At 43.3% G+C, this 19935-nt stretch carries 22 protein-coding genes and 1 tRNA gene; 17 read left to right on the top strand and 6 right to left on the bottom strand.

Going from position 1 to position 19935, the window contains the following annotated elements:
- Positions 1-20: 20 nt before the first annotated feature.
- From remB to dnaA, 5 genes are all read right to left on the bottom strand, one after another.
- Entirely contained in the window at positions 21-272 is a 252-nt protein-coding gene (gene remB / locus RCO25_RS18945) for an extracellular matrix regulator RemB (RefSeq protein ID WP_056637846.1), read from the bottom strand.
- Positions 273-301: 29 nt separating this feature from the next.
- Complete coding sequence (recF, locus tag RCO25_RS18940; protein WP_308997693.1) at positions 302-1411, bottom strand: DNA replication/repair protein RecF; 1110 nt, start codon at positions 1409-1411, stop codon at positions 302-304.
- A gap of 27 nt (positions 1412-1438) precedes the next feature.
- Positions 1439-1654 (bottom strand): S4 domain-containing protein YaaA, encoded by a 216-nt coding sequence (yaaA, locus tag RCO25_RS18935; protein ID WP_308997692.1) that lies wholly within the window; start codon positions 1652-1654, stop codon positions 1439-1441.
- Positions 1655-1690: 36 nt separating this feature from the next.
- Entirely contained in the window at positions 1691-2833 is a 1143-nt protein-coding gene (dnaN, locus tag RCO25_RS18930) for a DNA polymerase III subunit beta (protein ID WP_308997691.1), read from the bottom strand.
- A gap of 322 nt (positions 2834-3155) precedes the next feature.
- Complete coding sequence (gene dnaA / locus RCO25_RS18925; protein WP_308997690.1) at positions 3156-4511, bottom strand: chromosomal replication initiator protein DnaA; 1356 nt, start codon at positions 4509-4511, stop codon at positions 3156-3158.
- A 640-nt stretch (positions 4512-5151) separates the two neighbouring features.
- Between dnaA and rpmH the strand changes: the two genes are divergently transcribed.
- From rpmH to RCO25_RS18865, 12 genes are all read left to right on the top strand, one after another.
- Positions 5152-5286: a 50S ribosomal protein L34 gene (gene rpmH / locus RCO25_RS18920; RefSeq protein ID WP_308997689.1), complete on the top strand. Its 135-nt coding sequence runs from the start codon at positions 5152-5154 to the stop codon at positions 5284-5286.
- 127 nt (positions 5287-5413) lie between these two features.
- Positions 5414-5785 carry a ribonuclease P protein component gene (gene rnpA / locus RCO25_RS18915; protein WP_308997688.1) on the top strand — a complete coding sequence of 124 codons (372 nt, stop codon included), beginning with the start codon at positions 5414-5416 and terminating at the stop codon, positions 5783-5785.
- Between the two features lie 339 nt (positions 5786-6124).
- The gene (locus tag RCO25_RS18910) at positions 6125-6907 is read left to right on the top strand and encodes a YidC/Oxa1 family membrane protein insertase (RefSeq protein ID WP_308997687.1); all 783 of its coding nucleotides are present in this window, start codon (positions 6125-6127) and stop codon (positions 6905-6907) included.
- Positions 6904-7527 carry an RNA-binding cell elongation regulator Jag/EloR gene (jag, locus tag RCO25_RS18905; RefSeq protein WP_308997686.1) on the top strand — a complete coding sequence of 208 codons (624 nt, stop codon included), beginning with the start codon at positions 6904-6906 and terminating at the stop codon, positions 7525-7527. The genes RCO25_RS18910 and jag overlap by 4 nt, the downstream gene beginning before the upstream one ends.
- Before the next feature lie 96 nt (positions 7528-7623).
- A complete protein-coding gene (mnmE, locus tag RCO25_RS18900) occupies positions 7624-9003 on the top strand; it encodes a tRNA uridine-5-carboxymethylaminomethyl(34) synthesis GTPase MnmE (RefSeq protein ID WP_308997685.1) in 1380 nt (459 codons plus the stop codon).
- Between the two features lie 264 nt (positions 9004-9267).
- Entirely contained in the window at positions 9268-11157 is a 1890-nt protein-coding gene (mnmG, locus tag RCO25_RS18895; protein WP_308997684.1) for a tRNA uridine-5-carboxymethylaminomethyl(34) synthesis enzyme MnmG, read from the top strand.
- A 1-nt stretch (position 11158) separates the two neighbouring features.
- Positions 11159-11881 carry a 16S rRNA (guanine(527)-N(7))-methyltransferase RsmG gene (gene rsmG, locus RCO25_RS18890; RefSeq protein ID WP_308997683.1) on the top strand — a complete coding sequence of 241 codons (723 nt, stop codon included), beginning with the start codon at positions 11159-11161 and terminating at the stop codon, positions 11879-11881.
- A 591-nt stretch (positions 11882-12472) separates the two neighbouring features.
- Positions 12473-13291: a nucleoid occlusion protein gene (noc, locus tag RCO25_RS18885; protein WP_308997682.1), complete on the top strand. Its 819-nt coding sequence runs from the start codon at positions 12473-12475 to the stop codon at positions 13289-13291.
- Between the two features lie 239 nt (positions 13292-13530).
- On the top strand, positions 13531-14304 hold the full coding sequence (locus RCO25_RS18880; RefSeq protein WP_308997681.1) for a ParA family protein: 774 nt from the start codon (positions 13531-13533) through the stop codon (positions 14302-14304).
- Positions 14285-15136, top strand: a complete 852-nt coding sequence (locus RCO25_RS18875; RefSeq protein ID WP_308997680.1) for a ParB/RepB/Spo0J family partition protein — start codon at positions 14285-14287, stop codon at positions 15134-15136. Before RCO25_RS18880 ends, RCO25_RS18875 begins: the two co-directional genes overlap by 20 nt.
- 106 nt (positions 15137-15242) lie before the next feature.
- Positions 15243-16412, top strand: a complete 1170-nt coding sequence (locus RCO25_RS18870; protein ID WP_308997704.1) for an aminotransferase class V-fold PLP-dependent enzyme — start codon at positions 15243-15245, stop codon at positions 16410-16412.
- Between the two features lie 27 nt (positions 16413-16439).
- A complete protein-coding gene (locus RCO25_RS18865; RefSeq protein ID WP_308997679.1) occupies positions 16440-16922 on the top strand; it encodes a DUF4446 family protein in 483 nt (160 codons plus the stop codon).
- A 25-nt stretch (positions 16923-16947) separates the two neighbouring features.
- Here RCO25_RS18865 and yyaC read toward each other — a convergent pair whose 3' ends face one another.
- The gene (gene yyaC / locus RCO25_RS18860; protein ID WP_308997678.1) at positions 16948-17556 is read right to left on the bottom strand and encodes a spore protease YyaC; all 609 of its coding nucleotides are present in this window, start codon (positions 17554-17556) and stop codon (positions 16948-16950) included.
- A gap of 110 nt (positions 17557-17666) precedes the next feature.
- Between yyaC and RCO25_RS18855 the strand changes: the two genes are divergently transcribed.
- The 5 genes from RCO25_RS18855 (at position 17667) to RCO25_RS18835 (ending at position 19752) form a co-directional block, all read left to right on the top strand.
- The gene (locus tag RCO25_RS18855; RefSeq protein WP_308997677.1) at positions 17667-17921 is read left to right on the top strand and encodes a putative Se/S carrier protein; all 255 of its coding nucleotides are present in this window, start codon (positions 17667-17669) and stop codon (positions 17919-17921) included.
- A gap of 42 nt (positions 17922-17963) precedes the next feature.
- On the top strand, positions 17964-18839 hold the full coding sequence (locus RCO25_RS18850) for a mechanosensitive ion channel family protein (RefSeq protein WP_308997676.1): 876 nt from the start codon (positions 17964-17966) through the stop codon (positions 18837-18839).
- Complete coding sequence (locus RCO25_RS18845; protein WP_308997675.1) at positions 18829-19047, top strand: DUF951 domain-containing protein; 219 nt, start codon at positions 18829-18831, stop codon at positions 19045-19047. Before RCO25_RS18850 ends, RCO25_RS18845 begins: the two co-directional genes overlap by 11 nt.
- A gap of 77 nt (positions 19048-19124) precedes the next feature.
- Positions 19125-19215, top strand: a tRNA-Ser gene (locus RCO25_RS18840).
- Between the two features lie 78 nt (positions 19216-19293).
- Entirely contained in the window at positions 19294-19752 is a 459-nt protein-coding gene (locus RCO25_RS18835) for a helix-hairpin-helix domain-containing protein (RefSeq protein ID WP_308997674.1), read from the top strand.
- Positions 19753-19935 lie beyond the last annotated feature (183 nt).

The following is a 19935-nucleotide window of genomic DNA, read 5'->3' as shown; positions in this document are numbered from 1 at the left end:
TGTTCCTGATCGCCTTCGCTCTAGCCGTTCGCCGCAAAATGATGGGCGCGTTTCTTCAACGTAGAGGATGAAATAGGCGAATAATATATTTTTTGCTTCGTTACAACGATCGATTTCGGATCTTCCTCGCCTATCGTTTCAACGTCCTTGCGCTTGCGTGCTCCTGCAACAAATTGCTTGGAAAGTTTGGAGGATTGCTCGATAGAAATATCAAAAATGGCCACCAGCTCCGCAGCCCTAATTATTTTCTCGCCGCCCAAATGGATGTACATGTCCTCTTCCTCACCTCTCCTATTCGCACCTAACGCGTCACTCGGCCGCCATGCACATGGTAGATGCCGGCATCCTGAAGCCTGCTTACATTCACGCTTTCAAGGCCGGTCGTTGTAATAAAGGTTTGTACTTTGCTTTGAAACGTCTCAATAAGCTGTGTTTGACGGTTCTGATCGAGCTCCGACAGCACATCGTCAAGCAGTAAAATCGGATATTCACCGATTTCCTCGTTAATGAGCTCTATTTCTGCCAATTTTAAAGATAAGGCCGTCGTTCGCTGCTGCCCTTGGGATCCGAATGTCTGTGCTTCTTTGCCGTTTATAAAAAACGCCAGATCATCGCGATGCGGCCCCACTAGCGTAACCCCTCTGCGAATCTCCTGATCTTTCACCTGTGTTAACTTTATCATAAATTGATCAAATAAAACAGGTTCATCTTGCTGGGCATCCGTATCGAAAGAAGGGCGGTACTCAATTGTGAGCTGCTCAGCACCGTTCGTTATGCCCGCATGGATTTGTTCTGCAAACGTTTGTAATTTATGTATGAAGTGTTTCCTTTTTTTCATGATTTTAACACCATGCTCTGCCAGCTGCATATTCCATACATCCAGCATCGTCTGATTTGCCCCTCCAGAATACGAAGCTTTCAGAAAATTATTTCGCTGCTGAAGCACCTTCCCGTACTGCTGCAGGGTATATAAATAGCCGGGCTGCACCTGACCGATTTCCATATCGAGAAACCGTCTTCGCACACCCGGCGTTCCTTTTACAATTTCCAGATCCTCCGGCGCAAACATTACAACGTTGACCGAACCGATAAAATCACTCAGCTTACGCTGCTCAAGCCCGTTAATTTTAGCCCTTTTCCCCTGTGCCGAATAGAGGAGATCGAGCTTAATCGATCCGTATTTCTTATCGACCTCACCTGAAATGCGCGCAGCATCGGCTTGCCAGCCAATGAGCTCTTTATCTTTGGAGGTTCGATGCGATTTCGTTAATGCCAGTACGAAGATGGCTTCCAGCAGGTTTGTTTTTCCCTGGGCATTGGGCCCGAGAAACACATTTACCTTATTGGGCGTTTGCAGATCAAGATCACTATAGTTCCGATAATTTTGCAGCTGTATGTTCGTTAAAAACACGTTTCGACCTCCCGGTCCATTGGTGCGCTACGCTTTACCGACCGTAAATACGCCGCAGCCTTCAACCTCTACTTTATCCCCAGCATACAACTTTCTGCCTCGCCGATTATCTGCTTCTCCGTTAATGATTACGGTACTCTCTTGAAGAAAAAACTTAGCGTGTCCGCCGGTTGAGATGCAATCGGACAGCTTTAGAAACTGCCCTAGCGTTATATATTCTGTGTTGATGCCAATTTCTTTCATCGAAAATCTCATTCCTTTCTTGGCCTGGACCTGGTATTAACCGGTTGTGCGGTAAGGCAGGATGACATACATGCTGAATGCATGATCCATAGGACGAATAATAATCGGGCTCATAGCCCCTGTAAAGCCGATGAACAACTGCTCGCTGTCAATAACTTTAAGAACATCAAGCATATATTTGGAGTTAAATGCGATTCTAAGCGGCTCGCCATTGAACTCTTTTGCTTCAAGCTGCTCCGTAACCCGGCCAAGCTCCGTGGAGCTAGAAGAGATTTCAATCGCTCCGTCTTCCAGTGTTATAAGGCGTACGATATTGGTTTTTTCTTCACGGGACATCAGATAGGCACGGTCGATCGCATCCATCACATTTTTTGTATCCAGAACAAGTTCTGTTTTGAAGGTTTGCGGAATAATCTTAGAAGTATCGGGATAGGTGCCGTCAAGAATTCGCGTATAGAACAATACGTTGCCAAGCTTAAATAGAACCTGATTGTCTGCTACAACGATATCTACAAGAGCGTTATGTTCCGGAACGAGCTTTGAAAGCTCAATGAGCGTTTTTGCCGAAATAACGACATTGCTGAATTTAAATTGTGCGTCCGTATCTACTTGAGCCGTGCGGCTTGCCAGCCGATGGCGGTCGGTTGCTACAAATTTGAGCTCGCCTTCGAGCAAGTTCCAAAGCACACCTGTCAAAATTGGCGTTTGTTCGCTTGCCGAAGCAGCTAGAACGGTTTGACGAATCATCGCTTTTAATAGATCGCCCGGCATTTGCAATAATTCATTTTGCTCAATGGAAGGCAGCACCGGGAATTCTTCTGGATCGAGTCCGACCATTTGGATTTCAGTCGAGCCGGAGCGAATGATGGTTTGATAAGTATTGCTTACGTCAATAACGACTTGCTCGGAAGGGAGCTTTTTTACAATTTCGACAAAAAACTTAGCTGGCAGTACTACGCTGCCGGGTTTATCCACATGTGCAATAACGAATTGATCTCTTTCCACAGGGATGAAGCTTTGAATGGAGATGTCCGTGTCGCTCGCGGTAAGTGTTACGCCAAGATGGGTAACCTCGATTTTGATACCGCCGAGAATAGGTATGGCAGGACGTGAAGAAGCAGCTTTGGCTACTTGCTGGATCGCATCGTTTAATTCATTTTTTGAGATTGTTAATTTCATGGTTTCACTCCTAGCGTTCTTATAAATTCATCCAAGTATGAGCTTGCACGAAACGATAGTTTTTAGAAAAGGCGTTTGCCGTTAATTTTGAAAAGATGATCATATTAATTTGAACGTTGTACAAAGCTTGTATAACGTCGCGAAACGAGCGTTTATCGCTGAAGGAAGGAATCTTCCGTTTACGCTTATTTGATGATGTTTTTTTAAAGATTTTTAGTAGTCGTAGTAGTAGGGGCCCTGAATATGTGGATAACCCCTTGGAAGACCGATAAAGCAAGCCTATCCACATGTGCATAGCGTGTGCATAGGCTTGCTTAGTTGTTCACATATGATTTTTGATTTTTTCGGTCAGGTTTTGGACGATTTTGTACAGGTCCTGATCGATCTTCAGCTGCTGCGTAATTTTCTCATGCGCATGAATGACTGTCGTATGATCACGGCCGCCGAATGCTTCGCCGATTTTGGGAAGCGAGAAGTCGGTTAGCTCTCTCGATAAATACATGGCGATTTGCCTCGGATACGCAACGGCTTTTGTCCGTTTCCGCGCTTTAAACTCTTCTAGCCGCAGCCCGTAGAATTCTCCAACCTTCGTCTGTATGTCATGCATCGTAATCATTCTAGGCCTGCTGGACGGAATAATATCCTTAAGCGCTTCTGCAGCCAAATGTGACGTAATATCCGCATTTATTAAGGAGGAATAAGCGACAACCCGTATGAGGGCGCCCTCCAATTCACGGATGTTCGTATCGATCTGGTTTGCGATATAGATCATCGCTTCGTTAGGGATATCTAAATTTTCAGCTCTAGCTTTCTTTCGCAGAATTGCAATCCGCGTCTCCAGGTCCGGCGGCTGAATATCGGTAATGAGCCCCCATTCAAAGCGTGAGCGAAGCCGTTCTTCCAACGTCGGAATTTCCTTTGGCGGACGGTCACTCGAGATGACAATTTGCTTACGTTCCTCGTGGAGTGCATTAAAGGTGTGGAAAAACTCCTCCTGCGTTTGTTCTTTCCCAGCGAGAAATTGAATATCATCGATTAGTAGAACGTCGATGTTGCGGTATTTTGTACGAAAGCTTTCGCCCCTGTTATCACGAATGGCATTAATGAATTCATTCGTGAATTTCTCTGACGAAATATATAGAACCTTCGTATTTGGGTTGTGATCCATGATGTAATGGCCGATTGCGTGCATTAAATGGGTTTTTCCAAGCCCAACGCCGCCATACAAAAACAATGGATTATAAGCTTTGGCCGGTGCTTCCGCTACCGCAAGCGATGCCGCATGCGCAAAACGGTTGTTTGCCCCGATGACGAATGTATCGAACGTATACTTCGGGTTAAGCATATGAGTAGGTGTCGCTTCTTCGTTCATAACAGGGGAATTTACCGTTTTTGGCTGGAACGTATAAGCTGGCTCCGCACCCTTAGGTTCCTCAATAGAGAAGCGAACATCGACTTGTCTGCCCAAAAATTCAAACAATGTTGTTCTTATTAGCTTCGTATAACGGCCTTCCAGCCATTCGGCCGCAAATGTTGTCGGCGCTGTTACTTCAAGCATAGAATCATCGACAAAAGAAGCCTTCGTTGCTTTGAACCAGGTGTCAAAGCTCGGTTTGCTTAATTTAGTCTGGATGATCGACAACACTTGCTGCCATAAATCATAGGTATGGCTGTCCACAGACTGTCACTCCTTATCCAATCGCCACGAATGGCGCAGTTGCAAGAAAAAATGTCGAAAATCAGGGTATTATAACGAAAACATCCACATTATACAGAATAATAATCGGATGAGTTATAAATAGGGGATGAGTTTGTTCACAATGTTATCCACAGGCTGTTGATAAAACTGAGGCAATAATGATCTAATCCACAATGAAAACATAATTATCATAGCAAAAGATCCCTTATATTTCAACGAATTCGCATATTTTATCCACATTCTCAACTGCTTGTGCATAAAAGTTATCTACACCACTACATATTGTTTATATCTTGTTAAGATTTCGACAAAGTTCGTTCAAGGTGCCTGTGGATTGTGCACATGTTATTAGTTTTTGATAAAAGGGGATATTTCATGCGCTTATCCACAGAGGTATCCGAAATACATTTATCAACAATTTGGCGTGAGACCTGATCATTGACTTTTGGCGGCCAACATGGTTTAATAAAAAAAGCGTTTTTTTAAATATAAGACTTTATAAGTAGCACACTTATATCGCTGCTTATATTACACCGCGAAACGATGCTGCTCCGTCCATTAAGACGGCGAGAGCCGTTTACGCTTAATTGGAAACACGCAGTATAGGAGGTGCAGAACGATGAGACCTACATTTAGACCTAATGTTAGCAAACGTGCGAAAGTGCATGGATTCCGCAAACGGATGAGCTCGAAGAACGGACGTAAAGTTTTGGCAGCGCGTCGTCAAAGAGGAAGAAAAGTACTGAGCGCATAAGCAGAAGACCACGTCCGGTGGTCTTTTTTTTTTGCTTATGAGGATGAGGAGTGGGTGAGCAGCTGCTTATGCTGCTCATTTGCTGGTGATACTTAGAAGATCAATGAGGGAACGGTGGCCATCAGTCGTGCATAGAAAATTGCGTCTTCGCAACCGTGAAGACTTTAGCCGTATTTATCGAGGCGGTAAATCGTTTGCGAATGGGCAGTTTGTCGTTTATTGGTCTAAGCAGCCATCGGCGGATCCTTTTCGTTTAGGTGTGTCCGCGAGTAAGAAAATAGGCAATGCGGTTGTCCGCAACCGGATGCGCCGAATGATAAAGGAAATCGTTCGTCATCAAGCAAATCGAATTGTTCCAAGGACTGACTTCATTCTAATAGTAAGAAAGCCAGCTACATTGATGAAGATGAAGGAAATGGAGAAAAGCGTTCTTCATGTATTGAAGAAAGCCGGTTTGCTGAAGAGCACAGCGAACACAAAGGAAAAGCAGGCAGATTGACGTGATTTTGCCGGCTTGCTTCGTGTGCTTAAAAAGTCTTCTACAACATGTGTAAAGAAAGCGGATGCAAGGAACGACTCGTTGTTTCTTTGTCCCATAAATTATGGTATAGTCGAGATTGAAAATGTAGTATTGTATAAGTTATACAATGCCTGTATTTTGTCTTGAATCAAATGCTGCGCCGCAAGGGTACGGACTTAGCCGTTAGAGCTTGAAATGTAAGAAAGGTATAAGCTTTTCTTCTATACATAACTTATGTTTCATTGCGATACGCGTTTTGCCGAAAGGACGGCATCAGCCGTTTACGCTTGATGTAATTGCTCTCAGAGAGGAGTTTTAATGTTGTTGTTTTGGACTAAAAACAAGAAATGGATTTTAGTGCTTGGTCTTGTTCTGCTTATGGGTGTGCTGGCAGGATGCGGCGCTCCAACAACCCAGACGACGGAGACCGCCGATTTATTGAAGGGCAACTTCTGGGAGAAAAACGTTGTCTACTATTTTGCCATAACGCTGGATACGTTCGCAGGCTGGTTTGGCGATTCCTACGGACTTGCTATATTGCTCCTGACGATTATTGTAAGAACGTTGATTTTACCATTAACGCTGAAGCAGTACCGAAGTTCCAAAGCGATGCAAGCTCTGCAGCCTCAAATGGCTGAGATTAAGAAAAAACACAAAGACAATCCGCAGAAGCAGCAAGAAGAGACCATGAAGCTGTTCCAAACCCATAAGGTAAATCCGATGGCGGGTTGCTTGCCGCTTATTGTTCAAATGCCGATTTTTATCGCTTTGTACAATTCCATTTACATGAATCCGGATATTCGTGAGCATACGTTCTTATGGCTTCAGCTTGGTGAGAAGGATCCTTATTATATTCTTCCGATTCTCGCTGCCGCTACGACTTTTGTTCAGTCCAAAATGATGCAAAAGCAACAAACACAAACCATGCCGGGTATGGGTATGATGCTGGCGATCTTCCCTGTGCTTATTTTTGTAATGGCACTTTCATTCCCAGCAGCACTGCCGTTATATTGGGTTTACAGCAACATTTACACGATTGTTCAAAACTACTTCCTGTACGTTCGTTCATCTGAAAAGGGTAAGGAGGTCCCTGCGAAATGAAGAAAATCGTCGCATCAGGGAAAACGGTAGAGGATGCTGTACGTAATGGATTAACACAATTGCAAGTCACTGAAGACCGCGTTAAACAAGTTGTGCTTGAGCAGCCCACAAAAGGTTTTTTTGGACTGTTTGGCGCAAAAGAAGCGAAAGTCGAGCTTGAGCTTATTCCCGATCCTATGCTGGAAGCGGAGCAATTTCTCCGTGAAGTAGCTGGTACGATGGGGCTGCAAGTAAACATCGATCGAAAGCAAACAAGAGAAGGAACCCACCTGTCCGTAACTGGAAGTGGCGACCTTGGTATGCTGATTGGACGTCGCGGACAAACGTTGGATGCATTACAGTACTTGGTTAATATTGTGGCTAATCGTTACTCTGACAGTCATTTGCGTATCGTGCTTGATGCAGAAGATTTTCGAGAGCGCCGCCGCAAGACGCTAGCGGATTTATCCGATCGTTTGGCGGGACGAGTCATTCGAACTAGGAAAGAAGTTGTCCTGGAACCCATGTCTCCGCATGAGCGCAAAGTCATTCATTCGCAGCTTCAGAATCACCCTAAGGTGAAAACGTTCAGTAAGGGCGATGAGCCTAACCGGCGAGTTGTCATCGCTTTGCGACAATAAGTTACACAACATAAATCAATACGAATCAATACGCTATCCACAGCAATGGCTCATAATGGTCATTGCTGTTTTTCCATTTGAGAGGTGCTGACAGCAATGGTACATGATACGATAGCAGCCATTTCGACAGCCGTCGGAGAAGGCGGTATCGCTATAATAAGAGTTAGCGGGCCGGAGGCAATTGCCGGAATCGCATCGGTTTTTCGTTCGAAAATCAATTTAAATGATGCGGATACGCATACGCTGCATTACGGGCACATCCTTGACCCTGCTTCAGGTGAAGAAGTGGAAGAGGTGTTGGTTACGCTAATGCGCGGACCACGTTCCTTTACTGCGGAGGATGTCGTTGAGATTAATGCACATGGCGGCGTCATTGCCGTTAAGAAGGTCCTCGATGTGGTGCTGCAGCTGCAGGGATACCGCACGGCGGAACCGGGAGAGTTTACGAAGCGTGCTTTTCTAAATGGGCGAATTGACCTCATGCAAGCAGAGGCGGTCATTGATTTGATCCGTTCCAAGTCGGATCGCGCTTTTTCGGTTGCAAGGAAACAAGCAGAGGGTATTTTATCGAAGCGGATTAAAGCTTTAAGGCAGACGGTTATTGAGCTGCTAGCCCATATTGAAGTGAACATTGATTATCCGGAGCATGACGTAGAGGAAATGACGAATTCTTTTATTCGTGACCAATGCGATTCTGCTATTGATGAAATAGATCGTTTGTTAAAAACCGCAAATGAAGGCAAGATATTAAGAGAAGGTATTGTAACAGCAATCGTGGGCCGCCCCAATGTCGGAAAGTCATCGCTTATGAATGTACTGACGCAAGAAAATAAAGCGATTGTTACGGATATTCCTGGAACGACCCGTGATGTCATTGAACAGTTTGTGGCGTTAAATGGCATACCGCTTCGGCTGCTCGACACAGCTGGTATCCGTGAAACGTCGGATGTTGTCGAACGAATAGGCGTAGAGCGTTCGCGTAATGCTCTTGAAGAAGCGGATCTCATTTTATTGGTGCTTAATTATAATGAACCGCTGCAAACGGATGACAGGGAACTTTTGCTCCAAATGAAGGACCGTCCGGTCATTGCGATCATAAATAAGACTGACTTGCCGCGTCAATTAGAAATTGAGGTGGTGGAGGAGTCGATTCCTGCGGATTCCATCGTAAAAATGTCGGTTCTTGAGGAAGACGGGCTTGATCGTTTGGAGAAGACGATAAGTGAGATGTTTTTTGAGGGTCAGCTCGAATCCGGTGATTTGACATATGTAAGCAATGTTCGACATATTGCTTTATTGAAGAGAGCGAGACAATCGCTTGTCGATGCTATTGAAGCATCAGATACCGGGATTCCAATCGATCTTATTCAGATTGATGCGAGATCCGCTTGGGAGTCGCTTGGAGAAATTCTTGGAGACGAGGCTGGAGACTCATTGATTGATCAGATATTCTCACAGTTCTGCTTAGGGAAATAGTTGGAAGTAGGCTTTTTTAGATCATTTGCATTATGCTTACTGAAGACAGTTGGGGATTAGTGGTTGTTATCATGCAAAACATTACAGCATTCGAGCTTTTTTTCCATAGAAATGTTCATCTTTAGTCTGAGCTATAGGAATGAAAGAGGCTATCAGGCTTACATTGAAAGCCTGATACATGCTTAAGAGGTTTGTTTTCTCGAAAACCTCTGCTTAAGCTTACGAAGTAGGTTTTCTTTGAAAACCTTTAGGAGGGTAAGGATAATGAGATATATTGCTGGTGAATATGACGTTATCGTCATTGGAGCGGGGCATGCGGGTTGTGAGGCTGCGCTTGCTGCTGCACGAATGGGATGCGAAACACTTCTGCTTACGATAAATTTAGACATGGTTGCATTTATGCCTTGTAATCCATCAATTGGCGGTCCGGCTAAAGGCCACGTTGTCCGTGAAATTGATGCTTTAGGCGGAGAAATGGGCCGCAATATCGATAAAACATTTATTCAAATGAGAATGCTTAATACGGGCAAAGGTCCTGCGGTACACGCCTTGCGCGCACAAGCTGACAAGTTTGATTATCAGCATTTAATGAAGAAAACAATTGAAGAAACACCGCAATTAACACTTCGCCAGGGTATGGCGGAGGAGCTTATCGTAGAAGATGGCAAATGCTTAGGTATAGTAACCAAGACAGGTGCAGAGTATCGTGCTCGCACGACCGTTGTTACAACCGGAACCTATTTGCGCGGTAAAATTATTATGGGCGAGCTGATGTACGAGAGCGGACCGAATAATCAACAGCCTTCGGTTAGGCTTTCAGCAAGCTTGAAGGAAAATGGCCTCGAGCTTGTCCGTTTTAAAACAGGCACACCGCCGCGTGTCCATAAAGACACCATCGATTTCTCAAAAACAGAGATTCAGCCCGGCGACGACAAACCTAAGTTTTTCTCTCATGAGACAGAGTCTTCTACCAATGAACAGCTGCCTTGCTGGTTGACGTATACTTCAGAAGCAACCCATAAAATTATCAATGACAATTTGCATCGTGCTCCGATGTTCTCTGGTGCGATTGAGGGAACGGGTCCACGTTATTGTCCATCGATTGAAGATAAAATCGTGCGTTTTGCAGATAAGCCTAAGCATCAAATTTTTTTAGAGCCTGAAGGCAAAAATACGTCCGAATACTATGTGCAAGGTCTATCGACAAGTATGCCGGAGGATGTCCAGCTCGGCATTTTACGATCAATTCCAGGTTTGGAAAAAGTTGAAATGATGCGTAACGGCTATGCTATTGAATATGATGCGGTTGTTCCTACGCAGCTGTGGCCGTCTTTAGAGACAAAGGTTATCGACAGTTTATTTACGGCAGGGCAAATTAACGGAACTTCCGGCTATGAAGAAGCAGCTGGTCAAGGTGTTATGGCCGGCATAAATGCTGCACGCAAGGTACAAGGAAAAGAGCCGATTATTATCGGTCGTTCAGAAGGCTATATTGGCGTAATGATTGATGACCTTGTAACGAAAGGCACTAATGATCCTTACCGTCTGCTTACTTCAAGAGCGGAATATCGTTTGTTGCTTCGTCATGATAATGCGGATTTACGTTTAACGCCAACCGGTTATGAAATAGGGCTTATTTCGGAAGAACGCTACAATAAATTTTTAAGAAAAAAAGAATTGGTTGAAATCGACATTGAAAGGCTGCGCGGAACAAAAGTGAAGCCTGATCAAGTGAACGATATGCTGATTGCTGCAGGAACTGCACCGATGGAGCATGGAACAGATGCGCTTTCCTTACTTAGACGTCCCGAGGTTACCTATGCGATGCTTGAGACGGTAGTGCCTTCCGTACCGGAAATGACAGAGGAAATGAAGGAACAAGTCGAAATTCAAATTAAGTACGCGGGATATATTGAAAAGCAGTTAGTACAAGTGGAGCGCTTGAACAAAATGGAGAAAAAACGGATTCCGGACGATATTGACTACAATGACGTACGCAGCTTAGCTTCTGAGGCAAAACAAAAGCTTTCTGTTATCCGGCCTTTATCCATTGGGCAAGCTTCCCGAATTGCTGGTGTAACGCCGGCTGACATTTCCATACTGCTTGTTTACTTGGAACACTATAATCGGGTGACTGCGGCGAGAGGTTCTTAATATGGATGAGACATTGCTCTGGTTTACAAAACGAATGGAGGAGAGCGGCATTCCGCTTTCCTCTGCTCAGCTTGAACAATTTGAACTGTATTATCGTTTGCTTGTTGAATGGAATGAGAAAATGAATTTAACGGGAATTACCGAAAGAGATGCTGTTTATGAAAAGCATTTTTATGATTCAGTATCGCTTTCCTTCTATATGAAGATGAATAGCGTTCGCAATATTGCAGACATTGGCTCGGGAGCGGGTTTTCCCAGTATTCCTTTGAAAATTTGTTTTCCTCATCTGAAGGTTATGATCGTAGATTCTTTAAATAAAAGAATTCAATTTTTATCTTTCCTTACAGAGCAGCTGGGTTTACATGATGTTTTGTGTTTGCATGGACGAGCTGAGGATATTGCGCAGTTACCTGAACATCGTGACAGCTACGATTTAGTAACAGCAAGAGCGGTTGCGCGTTTGAATGTGTTAAATGAGTTCTGTTTACCTTACGTAAGAAAAGGCGGCGTATTCGCTGCCATGAAAGGTTCACAATCGGATGAAGAAGTTGGCGAGGCAGAATATAGCCTAAGAGAGCTTAAAGGGAAAATCAAATCGCAGCATCAACTATCCCTTCCGAACGAACAATCAGAGAGGCACATTGTTTTAATAGAAAAGTTTGATGCTACTCCGCGTAAATACCCAAGAAAAGCGGGCACTCCACTTAAACAACCGCTTATGTAACAATCATTGCAATGTTCCACGTGAAACAAATGAGAGATTATATTAACAATTATCATTCATATATGAATCGCCATATTTATACAACAATTATTCATTCAGAACTAGTGTCAAGCAGGAGATCGTCCAGCTATAGTCGAATTCTTAAGATAGATGAAGAGACTGGACGACACCGTTAGGCAGCGAACAAAATAGCATGTCATGAAAAGGCAGCTGTTCGCAGCGCGGATAAATATAAGCATCGTATAAGTTACACAGCTATACTTGATTATATTTGAAACAAAGCCTCTCCTATCATTTCCGAATGAATTTTGTTATGGATGTTCGCCGTGCAGTTGACGATTATTACCTGAGATAGGTTCTCGTAACCGAATTAATCCAATTGGCAATGAACCAATCTTACTGCTGAAGCGTATTTATTGCAAAAACCTTGTAATTGCTTTTTAATAGAATAGCAGCCCTTCTTACTACATAACTGTCTGGGTGCTGCATTTTATATGAAACGCATGATTTCTATGACCTTTTGGAAAGAATGGTTTCATTTGAAGTGATTAAAAACAAGGTTTATCTCATGATCGGGTGGTAATTATCGATATGAAAGAACAATTTTCTCGATTGTTCGGCCTGTCCGAGCAGCGCATACCGCAAGAAGAAGTTCGACAAATACCGATTCAAGAAATTGACGCTAGTCCATTTCAGCCGCGTACAATTTTTGATGACGACCGAATTGAAGAATTATGTCAGACGATAAAAACACATGGTGTTATTCAGCCTATAGTTGTACGTATGCGAAACGGAAGATATGAAATTATTGCTGGGGAGCGCCGTTGGCGTGCGGTTACCAAGCTTGGTTATGATACCATCCCTGGTATCGTTCGTGAATTCAATGACTCGCAGACGGCATCTATCGCATTAATTGAAAACCTTCAAAGAGAAGGCTTGTCGGCTATTGAGGAAGCGATTGCATATCAGAAACTGATCGAGCTTCATCAATTAACACAAGAAAGTCTTGCCCAGCGACTAGGAAAGAGCCAATCCACTATTGCCAACAAATTGCGATTGTTAATGCTAAATGATACGATTAAGATGGCATTAATGGAACGCAAAATTACAGAACGACATGCTCGTGCATTATTGTCATTAGATAATGAAGAGCTTCAGCTTAAGGTACTAGAAGAGATTATCACAAAAGACTTAAATGTAAAGCAAACCGAGGTTCGAATTGCCTTCTTAAAGGAATCGACTAAATTAAAGAAAGCGAAGCGTATCTCTTTTACAAAGGATGTACGTTTGGCTCTAAATACAATTAGGCAATCGATTGAGATGGTTTCTGGCTCTGGTCTGCAAATTAAAACGAACGAAAAGGATCACGATGATCATTATGAGATTGTCATCAAAATCCCTAAACGATAGAATTAAATTAAGCATTTGCCATAATAAAACGTTTATTTTGTGCCGCCCTCACCGAGGGCGGCGATGCCATTTATAGCAGAAGTCATTTTTTAATAGAGTAATCATTTTAATATTGAAATCACTATTAAAATCAACGGGTATTGATATATCATATTTAAATCTTATCAACTTAGGTTTAGACTTTCTTATACTTCTTAGAAATAGCACATAAAAGCTGTACACATTGAGGTGAGCCGGTTTTGTCGAAAATTATTGCAATAGCCAACCAGAAGGGCGGTGTCGGAAAAACGACAACGTCTGTCAATTTAGCTGCTTGTCTAGCATCGCTTGGTAAAAAAGTACTGCTAGTCGATATTGATCCACAGGGGAATACAACGAGTGGATTAGGTATTAACAAGGGCGATGTAACGAACTGCATTTATGATGTGCTTATTAATGATGTCCATCCGAAGGATGCCATGTTTGAAACCAGTGTCCCTGGATTGAAAATCATTCCGGCAACCATTCAATTGGCTGGCGCGGAAATTGAGTTAGTTCCTACAATATCAAGAGAGCTTCGCTTGAAAAAATCCTTACATATGGTCAAGGATGATTTTGATTATGTTTTGATTGATTGCCCTCCTTCACTGGGTATTTTGACGATTAACTCGTTAACTGCAGCGGATTCTGTTCTTATTCCAATTCAATGTGAATATTATGCGCTTGAAGGGTTGAGCCAGCTATTGAATACGGTTCGACTCGTTCAAAAGCATTTGAATACATCTCTTCAAATCGAAGGTGTTCTTCTGACCATGCTGGATGCAAGAACGAACTTAGGCATTCAAGTAATTGAAGAGGTTAAAAAGTATTTTCAACAAAAGGTATATCAAACGATTATTCCACGTAATGTTCGTTTGAGTGAGGCGCCATCACATGGACAAGCTATTATCACATATGATCCACGTTCTAAAGGTGCGGAAGTTTATCTTGAACTCGCAAAGGAAGTGATTATGTATGAGCAAGCGGCTAGGTAGAGGGCTGGATGCGCTTATCCCATCGCTTTCTGTGAATGACGATGACAAAGTGATTGAAATTTCTTTAACGCAGCTAAGACCTAACCCGTATCAGCCAAGAAAAACATTTGATGAGGATTCCATAAAGGAATTAGCAGAATCCATAAAACAACATGGCATTATTCAACCTATTATCGTTCGTACCGTTTTGAAAGGTTATGAGATCATTGCAGGGGAGAGACGTTTTCGCGCTTCTCAATTTTGTGGAAATGCAACCATACCTGCTGTAGTTAGATCCTTCACAGACCAACAGGTAATGGAAATAGCTTTGATAGAAAATCTTCAGCGTGAAGATTTGAATGCAATTGAGGTTGCCGTTGCTTATCAAGCTCTTATTGATAAGTTCAAACTCACACAAGAAGAACTTTCGATGAAGGTAGGTAAGTCTCGCTCGCACATTGCAAACTTTGTAAGGCTGCTTTCATTGCCAACGGAAATTAAAGACAATGTTTCACGTGGAACAATTTCCATGGGACATGCAAGGGCATTGGTGGGTATCAAGGATGACAAAACACAGAAGGAATTAGCTGATCTGACCGTTTCACAAGAGTGGAGCGTACGTGATTTGGAAGAGGCTATTCAAAAACTCGATTCAAAGCAGCCTGAAGATATAACCAAGCCAACCCAACGGAAGCGTGATCCTTATATCGATCATCTTGAGGAATCATTGCGTGAACGATTTAAAACAACTGTTAAAATCAAACAGCAAAAAGATAAAGGCAAAATAGAGCTTCAGTATTATAGCAAACAGGATTTGGAAAGACTGCTAGAGCTGCTTCAAAATATGGCATAATCTATACCAAACAATGGCATACCTAAGTTGTAATCTTGCTTTTGAAAGATTAAACTAAGGTATGCCATTGTTGTGAAAAGATAGCTAGGAAAGGTGTGAATTTGTGATTAATAACGAACAATCGGTCATTTACTTAGATCATGCAGCAACCTCTTGGCCTAAACCGCCCGAAGTAACAGAAGCAGTCATTAATGCTATGTTGAATGACGCCGCTAATCCAGGTAGAGGAAGTCATGCTATGGCAGTGCGGGCCAGTCGTATTTTATTTGAGACGCGCAAGCATCTAGCTAAGCTATTCAACATAAAAAACCCGAATGATATTGCATTTACCTCCAACACAACCATGTCATTAAATATGGCGATAAAGGGCTGGCTAAAACCAGGCGACCATGTAATAGCAACTTCGGTTGAACATAACTCAGTAAGACGACCCTTATATTACCTAGAGCAAACAATCGGTATTGAAGTTACCTACGTGGAATCGGATGAACGTGGATTTTTGAACATTGATGATGTTGCCAGCGCCATACGTTCAAATACAACGCTCATCGTAGTTAATCACAGCTCAAACTTGCTTGGAACGATAATGCCTGTTGCAGAAATTGGGGAGCTTACAAAAAAACATGGCATTAAGCTGCTTGTAGATGCGGCCCAAAGTGCAGGTATAATTCCTATTGATGTTAGAGGGATGGGAATTGATATGCTGGCTTTCCCAGGACATAAGGGTTTGCTTGGCCCACAGGGCACAGGAGGGCTGTACATCAATCCGGAGTTTGATTTAGTGCCGTTATTACATGGCGGAACCGGGAGTCAGTCAGAGGCGCGTGAGCAGCCTCTAGTTAGACCTGATCGATATGAGGCCGGGACACAAAATACACCAGGTATAGCGGGACTCAAAGCCGGTGTTCAGTATGTTTTGAATGAGACGGTTGAGAAAATCCATACTAAGGAATGGACATTGACACAGCGGCTTTTGGAAGGTCTTAAGTCTGTTAATGGTGTCAAATTATTGGGGCCTGATCTTGGTGAGCAGAGAACAGGAATTGTGGCTTTTAACTTAGGCGGAGTTGATCCATCGGAGCTGTCATTTATTCTGGATCAGCATTACCGGATTGCCGTGCGAGCCGGCTTTCATTGTACACCGCTCGCACATGCTTGTGCTGGAACAACGGAGACGGGAGCTATACGTGCTAGTGTTGGTGTATTTACAACAAACGAGGAAATCGATGCTTTAACAACTGCCATAAAGGAAATCGCACAGCAGTATGGGGTATAGCAATGAATTGGGGGCGGATTAACAACGATGGAAGACTGGACATCAAATCCGATGAATGCTGTTACGGTGGGATTAGCTTTACTTGTCATCATATTATTTATTTGGATAGCAGTCATAGGCGGGCGGCTGAAAAAGCTGCGTAAGCAGTATACAGCGGTCATGGGGAACACAGGAGTAACAAATTTTGAAAATGTGATTGTTGAATTGAAGGAAGGCCTAGCTGAACAGCAACAGGAAAACAAACAATTAAAATCACAATTAACCGAAGTACAGGCAACTTTGCCTAATCAAAAAGGAAAGATTGGCGTTATTCGATATAATGCTTTTGCCGAGCAAGGCAGCGACCTTAGTTTTTCAATTGCCATTATTAATGATGAAAAGGACGGAGCCGTTTTCTCGGGTATACATAGCAGAGAAACTAGCTATGTGTATGCTAAGCCAGTGGAAAAAGGCGAATCGGCTTATCCTTTGACACCAGAAGAGCGTAAAGCCATTTTGGAAGCGAAGTAAGCAATCGGTAAGCAATCGGTTATCCTTAAATATTATCCGAGGCAGCGGTTTGTTCAAGAGCAGTATTGATAAGATGCGCGTTATTTGCAATCGCCGTAAAGAGACTAAGGGATATAATATCCGACATTTTCATTACAAGATGCAGACGTGTGTTCTGCAGCACGAAATATTCCATGAAGCCACCTACGTTAACGATGCCGGTAATATGAATATCGCCAACCGGAGGGAGATCTTTATTGACGCCTGCACCGGGACGCACAGGGCCGACACCCACTTGAATACTGCCTACGCTTGAGACTTGACCGAGGCAAGCATCGATACCGATAACAAAAGGTTTATGATAGCGACGATTGATCTCTATAAGCGTATCATCTAAATTCATGGCGTGGACAGGATTTTCTAATGTGCCGAATAATGAAAAATGAGGACTGCGGTATTTGGATAAATTCGTTCCAATGAGAGGCCCTAATGAATCACCCGTTGATCGATCTGTTCCAACGCATACGACCACGATGGGGCGGTTGCCGGCCATTTCTTCCAGCATAGCGGTTAAGCGATTAACAAGCATACCTATAACGTTAGCTGTAGTGTAAGGTACCTTCAAAGGCGTTTCTTTAATAAATGAAAGTTTCATAGAATCCCTCCGATAATACCGATATGTTACTAGTATATGGATGGGACAACCATTTTATACGTCAGATAGTTTTGATATTTTGTTTGCAAAATGGTTTGTCATCTGAAAAAATGGAGGTCTTGCACGTGTTAATTGCGTTTGACTCTACGCAGCAGGCATTGCGTGCGGAGATGCTGCTCGAATATGCTGAAATCGAAATTGATATTTGTCCAACGCCAAAAGAAATAACAGCTGGTTGTGCGTTGTCGATTCATTTTCCGGAAGAGGATTTATTGATGGTGAAGGAAGTCATCGTTCAGGAAAACGTAGAGGTTAGAGGCATCTTTAAAGCAATTGATTCCGGGTACGAGCAAGTTATGATGTAGCGCTAATCATGGTTAGATAAGGGAGGAAAAACGATGTCAACGATGTCAATCAAAGAACGATCTGATAAAATTGTTGCATGGTTGACAGATAATGAGTTATGGACTGCTTTCGGCAGCTCAGCCTTGCGCGTCATATTATTTTTGTTTATTGGACGATTAGTTGTATGGGTTATACATAAAACAATTGATCGGGTTATATTGGAACGTGAGAGTAAAAGGCCAGTTAGTCATACACGAAGAATGACAACTGTAGGCAAACTCTTGAAAAATGTAGCTTCGTATGTTGTTTATTTCATTTCCGTTATGCTGATCCTTTCTGAGTTTGGTATTAATTTAGGACCGTTGCTTGCGGGAGCAGGAGTGCTGGGGCTTGCGATTGGTTTTGGAGCTCAAAGCTTAGTAAAGGATATTATTACAGGATTTTTCATCGTACTGGAAGATCAATTTGCCGTCGGCGATGTCATTCAAACGGGACAGTTTAAAGGAACAGTGGAAGTTATCGGACTCCGCACAACCCGTATCCAAAGCTGGACGGGGGAGGTTCATATCGTTCCTAATGGTATGATTAATGAGGTCACGAACTTCTCGATTAATAACAGCATCGCTGTTGTGGATATTTCGATAGCCTTTGAAGAAGAGGTTGACCGCGCGCTTGAAGTTATTCGCCATACGATGATATCGATGCAGGACGAGAATTTAATTAATGCACCAGAGGTTCTCGGGATTCAGACCATCGCTCCTACTGGCGTGACATTGCGCGTTATTGCTGAATGTCGCCCCAATACTCATCCGGTTGTGGCTCGTAAATTAAATATGGAGATTAAGAAGTCATTAGATGCTAGCGGCATTGAAATTCCTTACCCGAGAATGGTTACTTATCATCGCAATGAAAAAGGGGGCGTGAAAAGTGGAGCGTAAGCAGTTTGAGCTGGGCGATGTTGTTCAAATGAAAAAGCAGCATCCATGCGGCTCTAATGAAATGGAAATCATTCGGATGGGTATGGATATTCGCATTAAATGTGTAGGCTGTAAGCACAGCGTTCTTATACCGAGAGCGAAATTCGAAAAAAACATGAAGAAGGTGCTTCGTTCCAAAGCAGCAGGCGAAAGCATGTCCGAAAGCTAGTAAGCATCAGTTGTTAAAAAAATCCGAATAAGTACTTGCATGAAGACAAGCTGTATGATAAAATAATTTTTACATGCGGAGAGGTACCCAAGAGGCCCAAGGGGGCTGACTCGAAATCAGCTAGGCGGGTCAAACCGTGCGTGGGTTCGAATCCCACCTTCTCCGCCATACAACAACAGTCAAACGATTCGATTGCCGAATCGTTTTTTTTTATTTATATGAGTTTTCGGGGAGGCCATTATTATTATGAGTGCACCCAGGCTGCCCTTAACGGATGATGAGCGCAGGCAATTAAGACAAGCAAAGATTAAGCTCATTGATTTTAAAGATTATTCCGCAAATGAACTAAGCGTCATATTAGAAATGCCCGTGAAGAGAGCCGAGCAGTTACTTGCGCTTGCTATCTTTCAAAGCGTGCCATCCATTGGGCCAAGACTGTCCGTTAATTTAGTTGAGCTGGGCTTTTATTCATTGGAACAGATTAAAAGCGGCGGGGAAAGCGGAGCACAGCTTGTGGAGCGTCTGGAGCGCCTGCACGGCGTTTGGATGGATCCATGCGTGGAAGATGTGATGAGACTTGCCGTGCATCATGCGCACCATCCAGGGAGCGATAAGCAATGGTGGGACTTTACGCAGGAGCGAAAGTTGTACCGAGCGCAGCATGGCTATCCTGCTGATCGCCCAAGTAAAGGCTGGCACGAGTAAAAATAGAGAAGAGGGCTCTCGTGAGCCCTCTTCTTGACGGTGGTTGATGGTTGAGTCGATCAATTCTCACGACAAGCATATGAAACCTTGGTTTCTTCATTCGTCAATCGGAGTAAATCAGCCAGGGCTTTCCTTTTGAGCACAATGTTAGGTGGCCGCTTGAACGGTTGTTCCTAACGATGC

Origin of the sequence: Paenibacillus sp. LHD-38 (genome assembly GCF_031157315.1) — a bacterium.
In the GTDB taxonomy this organism is placed as follows: domain Bacteria; phylum Bacillota; class Bacilli; order Paenibacillales; family Paenibacillaceae; genus Pristimantibacillus.
Note: the sequence above shows the minus strand (reverse complement) of the source record. Positions and strands in the feature narration are given on the sequence as shown.